Genomic DNA, 16,095 nt, shown 5'->3' on the forward strand with positions numbered 1-16,095 from the left:
CGCCCCGGCGCTTCCTCCGGGGCAACACACACTCTGTACTGGTTACCCGTTCAAAGCGCTGCTCGCATCGACTTGTGCACCAGTGCGTCACAGAGGGCGAGCCAGCTCGCCTCGACGATGTTGCCGTGCACCCCCACGGTGGTCCACTCGCGCTCGCCGTCCGTGGACTCGACCAGCACGCGCGTCACCGCGTCCGTACCGGGGTGCTCGGTGAGGATGCGCACCTTGTAGTCGGCCAGCTCCACGCTGTCCAACCAGGACAGGTGCGGCAGCAACGCCTTGCGCAGCGCCGCGTCCAGCGCGTGCACGGGACCGTTGCCCTCGGCGGTGGCGATGACCCGCTCCCCCGCCACGTGCACCTTGACCGTGGCCTCGGACACGATCTCGCCGTCCGAGCGGTGGTCCAGCACGACCCGGTAGGACTCGAGCGTGAAGGGAGGAGTGTCCAGTTCGGACAGCTCTGAGCGCAGCAGCAGCTCCATCGAGGCGTCGGCGGCCTCGAACGACCAGCCCTTCGCCTCCAGCTCCTTCACGCGCTTCAACGCGCTGCCGACTTCGGTTGACCGGCCGGTCAGGTCGAGCCCGAACTCACGTCCCTTGAGCTCGATGCTCGCCCGACCGGCCATCTCGGTGACCAGCACCCGCATGTCGTTGCCGACGCGGTCCGGAACGATGTGGTTGTACAGCTCCGGATCCACCTTGATCGCGCTCGCGTGCAGACCCGCCTTGTGAGCGAATGCTGACGACCCGACATAAGCCTGGTGGGTGTCGGGTGCGATGTTCGCGATCTCGGCCAACGCATGGGAGACGCGGGTGAGCTCGGCCAGCGCCCCGGTCGGGAGCACCTCCATGCCGAGCTTGGTCACGAGGTTTCCCACGACGGCGAACAGGTCGGCGTTGCCTGCTCGCTCGCCATAACCGTTGGCGGTGCACTGAACGTGCGTCGCGCCCGCCTGAACGGCCGCGATGGTGTTCGCCACGGCGCAGGACGTGTCGTCCTGGCAGTGGATTCCGACTCGGAAGCCGGTCTTCTTGACGACCTCGGCCACCGTCTCGGCGAGCCCCAACGGCAGCTGACCGCCGTTCGTGTCGCACAGCACGACGACGTCGGCGCCACCCTCCACAGCGGACTCAAGCACCCTGAGGCTGGTGTCCGGCGAGAACGCGTAGCCGTCGAAGAAGTGCTCGGCGTCGAGGAAGACTCGCCTGCCGTGTTCCTTGAGGTGCTTGACGGTGTCGCGCACCATCCTCAGGTTCTCGTCGGTGTCCGTGCGCAGCGCCCGCTCGATGTGCCTGAGGTCCGATTTGGCCACCAACGTGACCACCGGGGCCTGGGAGTCGAGAAGTGCCTTGACCTGGGGGTCTTCCTCGACCTTGACCCCTGCCTTGCGGGTCGCTCCGAACGCGACCAGCTTGGCGTGCTTGAGCTCCAGGTCACCGGCCGCCGCGCGGGCGAAGAACTCGGTGTCCTTGGGCAGAGCGCCGGGCCAGCCGCCCTCGATGAAACCGACGCCGAGCGAGTCCAGCAGCCGTGCGACAGCGAGCTTGTCCGTGACGGAGTACGAAATTCCCTCACGTTGGGCGCCATCGCGCAGCGTCGTGTCGTAGACGTGGAACTCGTCGGTCGGGCCGGCCATCGGGGTCATCTCCTCATCCGGACAAACAAAAAGACCCCCCGCGGGATGCGAGAGGTCTGCGCGTCGGGTGCCAAGGGGCGGCACTACCCGACGCGCTCGTCGATAATGATGGCGAGGTGCTGAGCCATGTAGCGGATGCTGCCACAGCTCAGCACGACGTACCAAGCGCCGGGAGGAAATCTCCCACTATCTGGTCACGCTCACGCCTGCGACAGGTACTTCGCGAAGGCCTCGATCGAGGCCGGGTTGCGCGGGCCTTCGACCAGCGCGGCGTACGGAAGTGCGAAGAAGCGCTTGTTCTTGATCGCCGGTGAGTTCGCGAGCGGAGCGAAGCCCTCCAGGAACGCCTGCTTCTGCGCGGGCGTGTTCGCCTCACCGTCCGCGTAGTCCACGATCAGCACGACGTCCGGGTCGCGCTGCACGACGGTCTCCCAGTTGACCGTGGTCCAGCTGTCGTCGAGGTCGCCGAAGATGTTGTCGCCGCCCGCCTTGCCGATGACGTCCTGCGGCGCGGCGTTCTTGCCGGACGTGAACGGCTGGTCCTGGCCGCTGTCGTAGAGGAACACCTTCGGGCGCGGCTTGCCGGCCATCAGCTTGCCCGCGTTCTCGATCTGCTGCTGGTAGCCCTTGATGAGCTCCTCGGCCTCAGCCTCGACGCGGAAGATCTTCCCGAGGTTGCGCAGGTCCGTGTACAACGCGTCGAGGGCGGGCATGATGCCGCGCTGCTTGCCGACGCCGTTGCGGCACGCCTCGGTGAGCAGGTAGCTCGGGATTCCGAGCTGCTTCAGGGCGTCCGGGGTGAAGCCGGTGCTCTCGCTGAAGCCGTAGCTCCAGCCCGCGAAGACGAGGTCGGCGTTGGCGCCCTGCACGACCTCCTTGGAGATCTTGTCGGCGAGCTTGCGCGTGCTGTCGAAGTCGGACTTCCACGGTGAGGTCTGCAGGTCGACCGTGTTGTTGCCGTCCACCACGTAGCCGGCCATGCGGTCCTTCAGCCCCAGCGCGAACATCAGCTCGGTGATGCCGGTGTCGTTGGTGACCACTTGGGACGGCACCTTGTCGAACGTGACCTGCTGGCCGCAGTTCGTGATGGTCACCGGGTCCGACTTCGAGGCGTCCTGCGCGACCGTGGCACCGCAGCCGGAGACGAGCAGCAGGGCGGCTGTGGCGAGGGCGGTTCTCAAGGGGTGACCTCCTGGTCGAACAGGAGCTGGGGAACTCCCGTGGTGGGGTGTCGGACGACGTGTGCCGTGACGTGGAAAACCTTGGCGATCAGTTCGGGCACGAGGACTTCCTCGGGCGTGCCGTGCGCGACGACGCGGCCTTCTTCGAGCACGTACAGACGGTCGCAGTAGGACGCGGCGAGGTTCAGGTCGTGCAGGACGGTGAGAACCGTGACGCCGAGGCCGCGTGCGAGCGCGAGGACGTCGAGCTGGTGCCGGATGTCGAGGTGGTTGGTCGGCTCGTCCAGCACGAGCACGCGCGGCTCCTGTGCGACGGCACGCGCGATGAGCACGCGCTGGCGTTCACCGCCGGAGAGGCTGAGGAAACCCCGGCCCGCCAGATGCGAGACGTCCACTGTGGCCAGTGCATCGGCGACGATGCGGCGGTCCGCCTCCGGATCGCGGTCGTGCGGCAGACGGCCCATCTCCACCACCTCGGCCACCGTGAAGTCGAACTCGACCTGTGACTCCTGGGTGAGCGCGGCGAGGTCGCGGGCGATCTTCTGTCGCTTGTGGACGCTCTCGCCGTCGAGCAGGACGATGCCGGCGTGCGGTTTCAGGGCGCGGTAGACGCAACGCAGCGTCGTGGACTTGCCGCTGCCGTTCGGCCCGACGATGCCGACGACCTCGTTCGAGGCGTGCAGCGAGATGTCCTCGACGATGTTCTGGACGGTGACACCGGTGAGCTCGACGCGCATCAGCGCCCTCCGAACACGTACGCCCTGCGGCGCATCAGGAAGATGAAACACGGCACACCGAGGGCGGCGGTGATGACGCCGAGCGGCAGTTCCTCCGGCGCCGCGAGCATGCGTGCGGCCACGTCCACCCACACCAGGAAGCTCGCGCCGGCGAGTGGCGCGAGGGCCAGCACCTTGCGGTGATCGGCGCCCACGACCATGCGGGTGAGGTGCGGCAGCATCAGCCCGACGAAGCCGACCGCGCCGCTGACGGCCACCAGCACGCCGGTGATGGCCGCGGTGACGACGAACAGGTGCGTGCGGAACCGGTTGACCTCGATGCCGAGCGTGGTCGCGGTCTCGTCGCCCATCGCCAGCGCGTTGAGCTGCCGCGCCCTGGTCGTCAGGTAGACGACCCCGGCCGCGGTCACGGCGGTGGCGACCGGCAGAGACTGCCAGTTGGCCCCGCCGAGGCTGCCGAGCAACCAGAACATGGCCGCCCGCGCCGCCTCACCGCGCGGCGCCTGGAACACCAGCAGCATGGCCACGGCCGAGAAGCCGTACGCGAGCGCGGTTCCGGTCAGCACCAGCCGCAACGGCGTGAGCCCCCGGCTCGACCGCGCGGTGATGTACACCAGCGCCGTGGCACCGAGCCCCGTCAGGAACGCTCCGGCCGAGAGCGCGTAGACACCCAGACCGGAGAGCACGCCGAGCGTCGCCACCGCCGTCGCGCCCACGCTGGCGCCGGACGAGATGCCGAGCACGTACGGGTCGGCCAGCGCGTTGCGGACCATGGCCTGGATGGCGACGCCGACCGTGCTGAGGCCGGCGCCGACCACCGCGGCCAGCAGCACGCGGGGCAGCCGGATGTCCCAGACGATGTGGTACTGCCCGGCGAGGTCGGCGGGGACGGTGCCGCCGGTCAGCGCCGCCCACAGCAGTTCGAGGGTGACGTCGAACGGTACGGAGACGGGGCCGAGCGCCACACCCGCGACGATGCTGACGGCGAGCACGCCGACGAGCGCGCTGATCTTCCCGATCACATGTTCCCTTCCCGCAGTCCACGGCAGGAGTCGGAGTTCCTCTGCAGCCGTGTGCGGGTGTTCGGGCTCGCCCCTGGTGGGGCCTACCGTTGCGGGTCAGCGCCGGACTTCGACCGGACTTCCCCCGTGCACGACGTACGCACTCTAACCCGAGGCGGTCAGAGCACACCTCCCGCACCGAAATCGGGCTCGAAGCGGCGGAAGTACTCCATGCAGTTCGCCATCTGGTGCTCGACGAGGCCGAACTTCGGGGTGTCGTGCGGTTCCAGCATCGCGAGCACGTCGACGGACTCGGTCGCCTTCTCACCGGGGACGAGGATCTCGGCCCGGTCGCCCGGGAAGATCGACACCTTGTGCCCGACGTGCCACACGTCCCGCCGCGATCCCTTGACCAGCACCTTCCACGGCGGGCTGTGCTGCTCGGGGTCCTCGAGCAGGCCGCGGATCTTGAGCAGCGCGTCGAACACGGACTCACCGGTGGACATCTTGCGGCCGAACGGACCGTAGACGGCCATCGTGATCTCTTTCATGGTTCGCGCCTGCCACACGACGCGGCCCACCCAGACCTGTTCCTTGCCCGACTCGGGATCCTTGCCGTAGAGCGGGACGTCCCGCGAGACCGCCGGGAACTCACCGTCCTTCGTCCACTCCGGAAGATCCTCCACCGGCTGTTGCGGGGCCGCAGGTCGGTGCGGTGGCGGCGAAACGGGCGGCCTCATCGCGCGCGGCGGTTGCGGTGGGCGTGGCATCTGGCGCTGCGGCGGACGCATCGGCGGTTGTTGGGGGTGCATGGGGACAAGCTCCTAGAAATCGCCGTGACGTCAGCTGTGTCGGTCGAGGATGTCGCGCATCATCTGTCTCTGTTCGTTCATCGCGCGCTGCATCGCCTGCTGTTCCAGAGGAGGCAGCTGCGGCAGCATGTCCTGCATCCTGGCGACCGAGGCCTGCAGCTGGAAGTACTGGCTCTTGGAGGGTTCCGGCAACTGCTCCGGTTCCCTGACCCTGGGCTGCTCGTCCGGCTCGCGTTTCGGTTCCTCCGCGGGAGGGTCCGGCTCCCGCTGCGGCTCTGGCTCGCGGTCGTGCGGCACGGGATCGTCCGGATCGGTGCGCTGCGGACCGAACGGCTCGTCGGGGTGCGGGTTGTTGTAGTCCGGTGTGTGCGACGGCGGCTCGTAGTCCGCCCGGTGCCACGGCGGGAGCCCGTCGTCGACGTGCTTGCCGACCTGCGTGCCCATCTGCTCGGCCGCTTCGCGCGCGGACATCTCGGCTGTCTCTCGCAGCACCGCCTTCTCCGCCGTGCCTGCCAGCCCGGCGCCGCCGGTCGCGATGCCGAGACCGACGTCGCCGACCAGCTGACCGAACGCCGCGAACGGGTCCTTCTTCCACTGTTCGACGTTGAGGATGCCCTTGACGGCCTCGGTCGGATGCGTGGCCATGTGGACCATGCCCCCGGCCTGCTGCATCAGGTGGGCCGCGTAGTCACCGGGGTGGGCCACGTTGTAGGGGTCGAGCGGGTTCATCACCCGCGCCACCTTGACCAGGCCGAGCACGGCCTGGCCCATACCGGAGTGCACCGACACGACCTGGTCCACGGTCTTCTCGATGCTGTCCTCGATCGAGGCACCGAGCTTGGAGAGGAACCCCGGTTCCTCGGGAGCCTTGTCCTTCGCCCTGGTGACGACGGCGGCCGCCTCAGCGGCCGCACTGCGCAGGGCGTTGCGCGCGTCGGCGAGCATCCGCTCGGCCGCCTCCCGCTGGGCCTTGCCGGGATCGCTGAACGGGGCGAGCGGTGCGGGCGCCGAGTCACCGCTGACCTGTGCGGCCATGAACGCCTTCTCGAACTGCGACGCCGCAGCATCGTACTGGCGCTCGGCGTCCTTGGTGACCTTCTTCGCCTCGTTGTGGAGACGGATCGCCTCCGCGGCTTCGCGTTGCGCGCGCTCGACCGCGCCTTTGTAGGTCGTCAGCGCCTCCACGACGGGCCCGAACGCCTCGGCGGCGTCCCGCCACTTCGGCGTCTCCTTGGCGAAGTACTGCTGGAACTTCTCCGCCGCCGCACCCGTCCAGTGGCCGACGTCCAGTTTGGACAGACCGCCGTACGCCTCCTGACAGGCGGTGCCGAGCTTGCGCAGCCCGCTCGCGGTCTCGTCGAGAGTCGCGACGTCGCCGGGGACGAGCTCCTTCGGGTCGTCGGTGTCGCCGAGCTCACTGCGCCCGAACCAGCTCACGCGCGATCACCGGCCTTCTTGAACGACGTCTCCTCACCGGTGACGTCCTCGACCGCCGAGTCCCACGAGTTCTCGAGGCCCTTCGCGGCCTTGTCCCACTCCTTCTCCATCGAGGTCAACTGCGTGTACGGCTTGCCGAGCTCCTCCCAGGACTGCTTGGTCGGGTCCACCTGTGAGCCGGGGTCGCCGAGCAGCAGCTGGAAACCCTGCTTGAGCTTGTCCTCGGCCTGCTCGTACACGCTGCGCGTGTCGCTGAGCGCCGAGACCATCTCGGTGCCTTCCTCGACGAGGTGCCGCACTCCCCACTTCCAGCGGTCGAAGAACTCCTCCAGCGCCTCGGCGAGCACCTCGTCACCGCACTCGTCCTGGCTGGGGCAGAGGAACCCGAGGCTGGTGGTGCTGGCCATGAGGTGGCCGCCGTCGGGCGCGAACTCCTTCAACGCCGCGACCGTGTCGTTGACGCCCTTGATCGCCTGACCCATCGCGCCGAGGTCGACGCCGAACCCGGTCACGCGTCCACCGCCAGCTCGTCGGCGACGATGCCGCGCACCGGCGGCAGGCTCATCATGTGCTCGGCCCCGTTGTCGAACACGACACCGGTGTTCCTCGGCAACGCGGGCAGGTAGTGGTCGAGCAACCGTTCGCCCGTGACCGCCAGGTAGTGGGCCTCGGTGCTCTCGCCCCTGGCCGCGAGGTGCTCCTGCAACCGCTCGGGGCTCGAGAACGCGGCGAGCCAGTTCAGTCCCTCGATGGAGACGACCGGCAGGGACAGCGGGTCGATCCGCTGCAGGTAGACCGTGCTCTCCCGGAAGGCCCGCAGGAACGCCTCCGGGTTTCCCCCACCCTCGCGGTAGCGCCGCGCGTGCGCCACCGCCTCGTTTTCGTCGTGCATGCCTCTCCCGTTCCACCAATCCCCCCAGATCGGCAGCGCCGTACGTTACCGGTGGCTCACTGTCCGTGCCTGAGCAGTCGATCAACTGAGGTCCGCGTCACTTCGGGAAAAAAGATCCGGGGTCGTGTCGATCCGGCGGCAGACCCGTTCGACCTCGGGATGTCAGGCACCGCAACACCGCGGAACAGGGAGACACACCATGAAGTTCATGCTGATCTGGCGCGCGACCGACGAGGCCTTCGCGAACCTGGGCGACGTCGACTTCGACAAGATGCTGGAGACGGTCGGCCGCTTCAACGACGAGATGATCCGCGCCGGCGTCCTGCTCTCCGCGGAGGGCCTGGCCGATGCCTCAGAGGGCGTGGTCGTCGACTTCTCCAGCGAGCCGCCGGTCGTGACGGACGGCCCGTACGGCGAGACCAAGGAGCTGTTCAACGGCTTCTACATCATCAACGTCGCTTCCAAGGAGGAGGCGATCGAGTGGGCCAGGCGCGCGCCGATCACCGGTCCCGGCTTCAAGACCGAGATCCGCCGAGTCCCCACGATCGACGAGTTCCCCCAGGACAACCCGTGGATCCAGAAGGAGCGCGCGTGGCGTGAGCGCACCGGTCAGCTCTGACCCGCGCTGAAGAACGCCGAAGCCCGGCCGGAGAACTCCGGCCGGGCTTCAAACGTCTGCGAGAACTCAGCCCGTGCGCACGTTCGACGACACGAGCGCCGCGAGCCTGTCACCGATCGCGTAGGTCGCGCCCGGCGACTGGTGGTCGCGCGTCGCCAGGTCGAACGCCACGGAGGCCTCGATCCGGCGCGACGCCTCGTGCTCGCCGAGGTGGTCGAGCAGCAGCGCCACGGACAGCACCGCGGCGGTCGGGTCCGCGATGCCCTGGCCCGCGATGTCCGGTGCCGAGCCGTGCACGGGCTCGAACATCGACGGGTTGCGGCGCGTCACGTCCAGGTTGCCCGACGCGGCCAGGCCGATTCCGCCCGTCACGGCGGCGGCGAGGTCGGTCAGGATGTCGCCGAACAGGTTGTCCGTCACGATCACGTCGTAACGGCCCGGGTCGGTGACCATGTGGATCGTGGCCGCGTCGACGTGCTGGTATGCCACGGTCACGTCCGGGTGCTGCAGCGAAACCTCCTCCACGACGCGCGACCACAGCGAGCCGGCGTGCGTGAGGACGTTCGTCTTGTGCACCAGCGTCAGATGGCGACGCTGACGAACCGACGCGCGGGCGAAGGCGTCGCGGACGACGCGCTCCACACCGAACGACGTGTTGAGCGAGACCTCGGTGGCGATCTCGTGCGGGGTGTCCTTGCGCAGCAAGCCACCGTTGCCCGCGTACGGGCCCTCGGTGCCCTCGCGGACCACCACCATGTCGATCTCCGGCGGGTCCGCGAGCGGGCTGCGGACACCGGGGTAGAGACGAGCGGGGCGGAGGTTCACGTGGTGGTCGAGTTCGAAGCGCAGCCGCAGCAGCAGCCCGCGCTCCAGAATTCCGCTCGGCACCGACGGGTCGCCCACCGCGCCGAGCAGGATCGCGTCGTGCTGGCGAAGCTCTCCCAGCACCGACTCGGGCAACAACTCTCCCGTGGCGTGCCAGCGCGCCGCGCCGAGGTCGTAGCGAGTGATCTCGGCCGCCGGAACGACCTCGTTGAGGACCTTCAGGGCCTCAGCGATGACCTCGGGCCCGATCCCGTCTCCTGGGATCACTGCGAGCCGCATCCACACACCTCCCAGGTGTCCGTCCCCAATTAGTGGGACTACTTTCCTTCGCGAAAGGCTACCGGCATCACGGCCACTCGCCGCATGCCGGACACCCCTTCGGGGTGTTGTCTCCCGTACTGCGGGACACCCACACGGCCCATTCCGCACTTTCGGGTGTCACTCGATCGCAGGAACGGTGTCGCGTCAAGGGGTGACAGCGGCCAGTTCCACCCGTGACATGCCGGAGGCCCGGCTTCTCGGGAGAAACCGGGCCTCTCGGACGAACGTCGGATCAGTAGGCGGAACCGCGCCCGCTCGACTTCACCGTGACGACCGACGCGCGGTCGCCGCTGGCGTTGTGGTGGTTGAGCACCAGCAGGCCCTCGGACTTGTCGGCCTTCAGCGCAGCCTCGTCCTTGTTCACCACGAGCGCGGTGCCCGGCTTGGCGAGGTACGAGAGCGCCGCGTCGCCGCCGCCCTGCGTCCACAGACCCGGCTTGAGCGGGTCGAAGGACAGGTTGCGGTCGATCACGTCGATCAGGCCGTTCGCGTTGCCCGGCGCCACGTAGTAGCCGGTGGTGCCGGCGACGTACGAGATGCGCGAGGTGTCCTTCGTCGGGTCGATGCCGAGCGCCGTGAGGAGCACCGGCAGGACCGCGACGTTGGTGTCGGCGGTGTTCGTGTCGACGTCACCGAACAGGCCGTTGACCGCCTGGATGTCGACCGTCGCGCCCGTCTTGAGGTCGACCGTCGTGGCGACCAGCAGGTCGGTGTCGGTCAGGCGGGACGCGTAGGTCTCGAAGTCGGCGGTCCCGTCGCCGTTCGTGTCGATGTCGATGAACGGAACGGTGTTGGTGCCGAGGTTGTACCAGTTGCCCCAGGTCGCGATGCCGAACGCGAGCATCGCCTCCTCCGGCTTGCCCTGCGCCTTGGCGAGCGGGGCCGTGGAGGCCGCGCCGACGTAACGCAGGTCGCCGCCCTTGGCGGTCTCGTTGAGCGCGCAGTTCTCGGTGACGTTGCGGCGGCAGTCGCGCAGCTTCGGCGACTGGGCCTGCAGCTCGAGAACGCTGACCAGCGAGCGGTACGCCTGCGAGCCGGTGCCCTGGTCGACGCCGCGGCCGACGAGGTTCAGGATCGCCTGCGTGTCCTTGCCGCGGAAGCGGACGCTGCCCGCGGTGTGGATGTCCGCCACCGGCTTGGGCGCCGAGTAGACCGACAGGCGCAGCGGCACCGTGGCACCCGCGGTCGGCGTGAGGGTCACGCGGCCGGAGGCGTCCGCGACGAACTGGCGCGCCACGTCGAGCTGCGTCGGCGTGACGGTCGAGTCCATCGTCTTGCGCAGCGCCTTGGGGTCGTCGATCTTCAGGGTGACCTTGACGCGCGCGACGCCGCGCGGGCTCAGCTTCACCTTGTCCTGCGAGAGCACGTAGCTCACGCCGGGGATCGACGTGGCGGCGGTGTAGCCCACCTTGTACTCGACGGACTTCGTCGACTTGTTGACGATCTTGATCGTCTTGGTCTTCGAGACCGGCCTGGAGACCTCGACGACGCCGAAGTTCGCGCTCACGTAGCCGGGGTCGTCCTCGACGAACGCCAGGACCTGGTTGTCCAGCGCCGCCTTGCCGTCCACGCGGCCGGTGCCGACGCGGTTGGGCGCGAAGGTCTTGCCGTTCTCCTTCACGTCCGCGCCCGCGGTGTTCATGATCGCGGCCTTGACCTCCTCCAGCGACCAGTCCGGGTGCGTCTGGCGCACCAGGGCGGCGATGCCGGCGACGTGCGGGGACGCCATCGACGTACCGGAGATCACCGAGCGGTCGTTGCCGGAACCGACGGCGGTCGAGGAGATCGTGTCACCGGGCGCCGCGACGTCCGGCTTGATCGACTTGCCGCGCGTGCCACGGCTCGTGAACGAGCTCGGGGTGTCCGAAATGGACTGGTCGTAGGTCGGCACCGTGGTGCGCAGGTTGCCCGCGAGCCTCACGGTCAGCGTGCCCGCGTCCAGCAGCGGGCGCACCTGGTTGGTGGCGTCGCCGGTGAACTGGAACGCCGGAATGGTCGCGTTGCCGGCGATGCCCGCGTTGAAGTTGTTCAAAGTCGACGAAAGCAGCACGCCCTCGGCACCGGCGGCCTGCGCGTTGTTGGTGCGGCCGCCCGAACCACAACGGCGGGTCGCGTCGTTGTCGTCCCACTCCAGCCACACGAACTTGCCGGCGAGGTTCTCCGTGATCGGCTGGCAGCCGTCGAGGTTGCCCGCCTGGGTGAGCTTCACGACCGGCCGGGTCTTGTCGTAGCCGAGGTAACCGGTGAAGTTCTGGCTGTACTGGCCCGGCTTCGCCTGGCCGTTGGCCTCGGCACCGTCGCGCAGCACGAACGAGTCACGGGTGGACGCGACGGTCAGCGCCTCCGGCGTGTTGCCCGGCGAGCCGCCGATGTCGTAGAGGTCGCCGCCGTTGCCCGCGGAGAACACCGGCATGACGCCGGCGCGGTACAGCTTCTTGACGAACAGGCTGTCGGGGTCGTCCGGGGCGCCGTAGTCGGAGCCGAGCGACAGGTTGACCACGTCGAGGTGGTCGGAGAAGTCGCCGTCGCCGTCGGGGTCGAGCGACCAGTCGAGCGCCTGCGAGGTGACGTTGGTCGACCCGTCGCAGCCGAAGACCTTCAGCGCGTATATGAGGGCCTTCGGCGCGGTGCCGGGGCCGATCTTCATCGCGTCGAGCTTCTCGGCGTCGAGCTTGGTGTAGTCGCCCTTGAACGTGCTGCCGTCGGCGTTCTCGCCGAAACCGGCGGTGGTGCCGGCGACGTGCGAGCCGTGGCCGTTGCAGTCGATGGGGTTCGGGTCGGGCTTCGGCGTGTTGATCGCCGGGTCCTTGCTCGCCCCGTCGTACTCCTCACCGACGAAGTCGTAGCCGCCGACGACCTTCGCGGTCGGGAAGTTCGGGTCGGCCGCGCGCGGGTTGACGGCGCGGAACGCCTCGACCGTGCCGGGGCCGCCGAAGTTCGCGTGGGTGTAGTCGACGCCGGTGTCGATGATGCCGACCCGGACGTCGTCACCGAGCTTGCCGTACTGCTGCCAGACGTTGAGCGTCTTGGTGAGCTGCACCGCGCTCGAGTTCGTCCGCTTCTTCGGCACGACCGGGTAGACCGCCGTGACGTCCGGGCGGTTCGCCAGCTCACGGACCTTCGCGGCGTCCGCCGTGACGACCACGCCGGGAACGCCGTTGGAGGTGCGGTAGAGCTCCTTGGTGGCGGTGTCCTTCGACTTGAGCTCGCCGACGACCTGGTCGACCGAGGCCGACACGTCCTTGCGCGCCTGCTTGGCCGCCTGCTTGGCGGCCTCCTTGCCCTGCGGCTTCTTCTCCTCGAAGGCGTCAACGGCAGGCTTGCGGTCCAGCGCGACGAACGCGGTGACCTTGCCGGACTGGTTCAGCCGGGGAGAAACCTTGAGCTGCAGTGCTTTCGCGTCGAGCTTCTGCGCGCCCTTCACCGGCTGCGCGAGCGGTTCGCTCTGCGCCTGCGCCGTGGCGGGTGCGATCAGCAGTGTGGTGATGGCGGAGAACACCACCAGACTTGATCGTCTCTTCACAACGTTGCCCCAAACGAGGTGTGTGCTTTCGACCCGAATACACAGTGCCGCGCCCTCTACGGCACCGGGTCAACCTCGTGGGGAACCTAATCGCTGACTACGCCTCTGCGACTGCCCCGAAAGTATGAAGTTGTCTACAGATAGTTGCCTGTTACGCGTTCGTTGTGAACGGCGATAGCCACGGGAAGGGGACTTTGCAGTCCCCTTCCCGGTTTGTCGTGACTATCCGAAGTCGACACTCCGCACGGTGCGGGCACCCACGGCCGCCCCGATCGGGTCGAGCACGGCGGTGTCGACCGGACGGTCCACCCGCAGCACCATGACGGCGTCCGCACCGGTCTGGCTGATCTGCGCGGCCTCGATGTTCACGCCGGCCTCGCCGAGCAGCGTGCCGACCGTGCCCATGACACCCGGACGATCCGGGTACTCCAGCAGCAGCACGGTTCCCTCGGCCCGCAGGTCGAAGTTGCGGCCGTTGATGTTCACCAGCTTCTCGACCTGGGCGATGCCGCTGACCGTGCCGGAGACGCTGTTGGTGGTGCCGTCCGCGTGGACCGCCTTCACCGTGACGAGGCTGCGGTGGTTCGGGCTCTCGGTCTCCTTGACCAGCTGGACGTTGACGCCCAGGTCCTCGGCGAGACGGGGCGCGTTCACGAACGTGACCTGCGACTCGACGACCTTGGCGAAGACACCGCGCAGTGCGGCGAGCGGCAGCACCTCGACGTCCTCATTGGACAGTTCGCCGCGGACCTCGACGGTGACGCTGGTCGGGGCCTTCGGCGACAGTGCACTGAGGACGGTGCCGAGCTTCTGCACGAGCGGCAGGTACGGGCGCACCTCTTCGCCGACCGCACCACCCTGGACGTTGACGGCGTCCGGCACGAAGTCACCGGCGAGCGCGAGGATGACGCTCTTCGCGACGTCGGTGCCCGCGCGGTCCTGCGCCTCGGCCGTGGAGGCGCCGAGGTGCGGGGTGACGACGATGCCCGGAACGTTGAACAGCGGGTTCTCGGTCGTGGGCTCGGTGGAGAAGACGTCGATGCCGGCGCCGCCGACCTGCCCCTCCCTCACCGCTTCCGCGAGAGCTTCCTCGTCGATGAGACCACCGCGTGCAGCGTTGACGATGATGACGCCGCGCTTGGCCTTCGCCAGCTGCTCGGCGCCGATGAGCCCCTTGGTCTCCGGCGTCTTCGGCAGGTGGATGCTGATGAAGTCGGACCGCTCGAGAAGCTCCTCGAGGGTGACGAGCTCGATGCCGAGCTGCGCCGCGCGCTGAGCGGACACGTAGGGGTCGTAGGCGATGAGCTCGGTGCCGAACGCGGCGATGCGCTGCGCGAACAGCTGACCGATCTTGCCGAGGCCGACGACACCGACCGTCTTGCCGTTGAGCTCGACGCCGTTGAACTTGCTGCGCTTCCACTCGTGGTTCTGCAGCGTCTCGTGGGCGGCCGGAATCTGCCGCGCAACGCTCAGAAGAAGCGCGACGGCGTGCTCGGCGGCACTGACGATGTTGGACGTCGGGGCGTTGACGACCATCACACCGCTGGCCGTGGCGGCCGGCACCTCGACGTTGTCCAGGCCGACGCCCGCACGGGCCACGACCTTGAGCTTGCGAGTGGCGGCGAACACCTCGGCGTTGACCTGGGTGGCGGACCTGACGAGCAGGGCGTCCGCGTCCTGCACGGCCTCGAGGAGGGCCGCGCGGTCTGTGCCGTCTACGTGGCGCACTTCCACGCCGTCGCCGAGAGCGTCCAGGACGGACGGTGCGAGCTTCTCGGCGATGAGGACAACAGGTCGGCTCGTGTTGGTCACGGACATCGCTCCCAGAACGGTCGGATCGTGGGGCGCGGGCGTGGTCGGGGGCGGCTGGCCCGCGCCGACCGGGCACCGCAATGTGTCCGGACTGTTAACGAGCATAGACAGGGGGCTTGCCTGGGCCTTTGGCGGGTGGCTCAGGTCACTGCGGTGTCTTGTGGGGTGGGACGCGGTTTGCGGTTGTTGCCGTTGGGGGCGCGGGTTGGGCGGGCGGTCGGCGCGGGGGCGCGGGTTGGCCGGGTGGTTGGGAGTGCGGGCTGGCTGGGTGGTCGCGGTAGGGGCGCGGGCTGGCCGGGGTCGGCGTGGGGGCGCGGGTTGGCCAGGCAGCCGCGGTGGGGAGCACGAGCTGGCCGGGGTCGGCGTGGGGGCGCGGGTTGGCCAGGCAGCCGCGGTGGGGAGCACGAGCTGGCCGGGTAGTCGCCGTGGGAACAGGGTTGACCGGGTAGTCGCGGGATAGCTGGGTGGTCACCGCCGGAGAGCCGGGGCCGGCCAGGTAGTCATCGTGGGGAACACAGGACGGCCAGGTAGTCACCGTAGGCGCCCGGACCCACCGGGTGGTCTCCCTGGGGCGCGGGATGACCAGGTAGTCGGAGCGCGGACTGGCCGGGCGATCACCGTGGAGGCACGGGGTGGCCAGGTAGGCGCGCGGACTCGCCGGGTGGCCGCCGTGGGGCGCAAGTTGCGGTTGGCACCGCGGTGGTGCTGGTTGGTGGTTCAGTGGCGGTTCCAGCGGAGGGGTCGCTTGACTTGCGGGCGTCACCTCGCGCAGGTGGTTGCGCGGGCCTTGACGAGCCGGGTCGTTTCATCGCCGCTTCGCGACGATTGCGATTGGGGCTTGACTTCGGGGCCCTTGCGAGGCGCTGGTCGGCCTTTAAAAGCCGGGCATGTGAAGCGCCCGGCCGATCCGAACACGGTAGCACCTCGCACCCAAAGTCAAGCCCCAATCGCGAGCGTGCGTGGTTGCGTTTGTTTGTTCGGGTGCGGGAGTTATCGGTTGCACGGCCGTTCATTGCCCATTACGGCTCGCTCCGCTTCGCCACGGGTGACGGTTCGGTCGATCCGTTCATCCGATTGTGTATGGCCCGAGCTGTTATCTTGTCGTGATCTTGCGGTAGATTAGAACACGTGAGCGACACCCGACTCCTCTCCACCGACGAGCTGCTGCGCGGCATCGTCGACGAGGTGACGGAAATCCGGATTCGCGAACATTCGGTGATGCAGAAAATCGCCGAATTGGATCGGCGTGGGGCCGCGGCCGAGCTGGGGTACAAGGATGTGCCGCACGTGCTGCGGCA

12 protein-coding genes and 1 riboswitch are annotated in these 16,095 nt (G+C 68.5%); of the genes, 1 reads left to right on the forward strand and 11 read right to left on the reverse strand.

The window, feature by feature from the left end; genetic code table 11:
- Nucleotides 1-50: 50 nt before the first annotated feature.
- The 8 genes from cimA to C8D87_RS35210 all read right to left on the reverse strand — a co-directional run bounded on the left by cimA (nt 51) and on the right by C8D87_RS35210 (nt 7,697).
- Nucleotides 51-1,637 carry a citramalate synthase gene (cimA, locus tag C8D87_RS35170; protein WP_233439358.1) on the reverse strand — a complete coding sequence of 529 codons (1,587 nt, stop codon included), beginning with the start codon at nt 1,635-1,637 and terminating at the stop codon, nt 51-53.
- Nucleotides 1,638-1,837: 200 nt separating this feature from the next.
- On the reverse strand, nt 1,838-2,818 hold the full coding sequence (locus C8D87_RS35175; RefSeq protein WP_112230036.1) for an ABC transporter substrate-binding protein: 981 nt from the start codon (nt 2,816-2,818) through the stop codon (nt 1,838-1,840).
- Nucleotides 2,815-3,555: an ABC transporter ATP-binding protein gene (locus C8D87_RS35180; protein ID WP_112230038.1), complete on the reverse strand. Its 741-nt coding sequence runs from the start codon at nt 3,553-3,555 to the stop codon at nt 2,815-2,817. The genes C8D87_RS35175 and C8D87_RS35180 overlap by 4 nt, the downstream gene beginning before the upstream one ends.
- Complete coding sequence (locus tag C8D87_RS35185) at nt 3,555-4,577, reverse strand: FecCD family ABC transporter permease (protein ID WP_233442446.1); 1,023 nt, start codon at nt 4,575-4,577, stop codon at nt 3,555-3,557. The genes C8D87_RS35180 and C8D87_RS35185 overlap by 1 nt, the downstream gene beginning before the upstream one ends.
- A 35-nt stretch (nt 4,578-4,612) precedes the next feature.
- Nucleotides 4,613-4,762, reverse strand: a riboswitch (cobalamin riboswitch).
- Nucleotides 4,736-5,242, reverse strand: coding sequence for a hypothetical protein (locus tag C8D87_RS35190; RefSeq protein WP_112230040.1), 507 nt, complete (start codon nt 5,240-5,242; stop codon nt 4,736-4,738). (Overlaps the previous riboswitch by 27 nt.)
- Nucleotides 5,243-5,398: 156 nt before the next feature.
- Nucleotides 5,399-6,805 (reverse strand): putative T7SS-secreted protein, encoded by a 1,407-nt coding sequence (locus C8D87_RS46390; protein ID WP_170166700.1) that lies wholly within the window; start codon nt 6,803-6,805, stop codon nt 5,399-5,401.
- The gene (locus C8D87_RS35205; protein ID WP_112230042.1) at nt 6,802-7,317 is read right to left on the reverse strand and encodes a hypothetical protein; all 516 of its coding nucleotides are present in this window, start codon (nt 7,315-7,317) and stop codon (nt 6,802-6,804) included. The genes C8D87_RS46390 and C8D87_RS35205 overlap by 4 nt, the downstream gene beginning before the upstream one ends.
- A complete protein-coding gene (locus tag C8D87_RS35210) occupies nt 7,314-7,697 on the reverse strand; it encodes an SseB family protein (protein WP_109634264.1) in 384 nt (127 codons plus the stop codon). The genes C8D87_RS35205 and C8D87_RS35210 overlap by 4 nt, the downstream gene beginning before the upstream one ends.
- Nucleotides 7,698-7,896: 199 nt before the next feature.
- Between C8D87_RS35210 and C8D87_RS35215 the strand changes: the two genes are divergently transcribed.
- On the forward strand, nt 7,897-8,316 hold the full coding sequence (locus C8D87_RS35215) for a YciI family protein (protein WP_109634266.1): 420 nt from the start codon (nt 7,897-7,899) through the stop codon (nt 8,314-8,316).
- 66 nt (nt 8,317-8,382) lie between these two features.
- On the opposite strand, the gene C8D87_RS35220 is transcribed toward C8D87_RS35215, so the two are convergent.
- From C8D87_RS35220 to serA, 3 genes are all read right to left on the reverse strand, one after another.
- Nucleotides 8,383-9,420 (reverse strand): 3-isopropylmalate dehydrogenase, encoded by a 1,038-nt coding sequence (locus C8D87_RS35220; RefSeq protein ID WP_109634268.1) that lies wholly within the window; start codon nt 9,418-9,420, stop codon nt 8,383-8,385.
- A 274-nt stretch (nt 9,421-9,694) separates the two neighbouring features.
- The gene (locus C8D87_RS35225; RefSeq protein WP_411711524.1) at nt 9,695-12,967 is read right to left on the reverse strand and encodes a S8 family serine peptidase; all 3,273 of its coding nucleotides are present in this window, start codon (nt 12,965-12,967) and stop codon (nt 9,695-9,697) included.
- A 240-nt stretch (nt 12,968-13,207) separates the two neighbouring features.
- Nucleotides 13,208-14,797 (reverse strand): phosphoglycerate dehydrogenase, encoded by a 1,590-nt coding sequence (serA, locus tag C8D87_RS35230; protein ID WP_112230107.1) that lies wholly within the window; start codon nt 14,795-14,797, stop codon nt 13,208-13,210.
- Nucleotides 14,798-16,095: the final 1,298 nt, after the last annotated feature.

This window comes from Lentzea atacamensis, from assembly GCF_003269295.1.
Lineage (GTDB): Bacteria > Actinomycetota > Actinomycetes > Mycobacteriales > Pseudonocardiaceae > Lentzea > Lentzea atacamensis.

Coding starts and splice junctions, on each gene's coding strand:
- cimA (WP_233439358.1), bottom strand. CDS start 1,637: ATGGCCGGCCCGACCGACGAGTTCCACGTCTACGACACGACGCTGCGC.
- C8D87_RS35180 (WP_112230038.1), bottom strand. CDS start 3,555: ATGCGCGTCGAGCTCACCGGTGTCACCGTCCAGAACATCGTCGAGGAC.
- C8D87_RS35210 (WP_109634264.1), bottom strand. CDS start 7,697: ATGCACGACGAAAACGAGGCGGTGGCGCACGCGCGGCGCTACCGCGAG.
- C8D87_RS35215 (WP_109634266.1), top strand. CDS start 7,897: ATGAAGTTCATGCTGATCTGGCGCGCGACCGACGAGGCCTTCGCGAAC.
- C8D87_RS35220 (WP_109634268.1), bottom strand. CDS start 9,420: ATGCGGCTCGCAGTGATCCCAGGAGACGGGATCGGGCCCGAGGTCATC.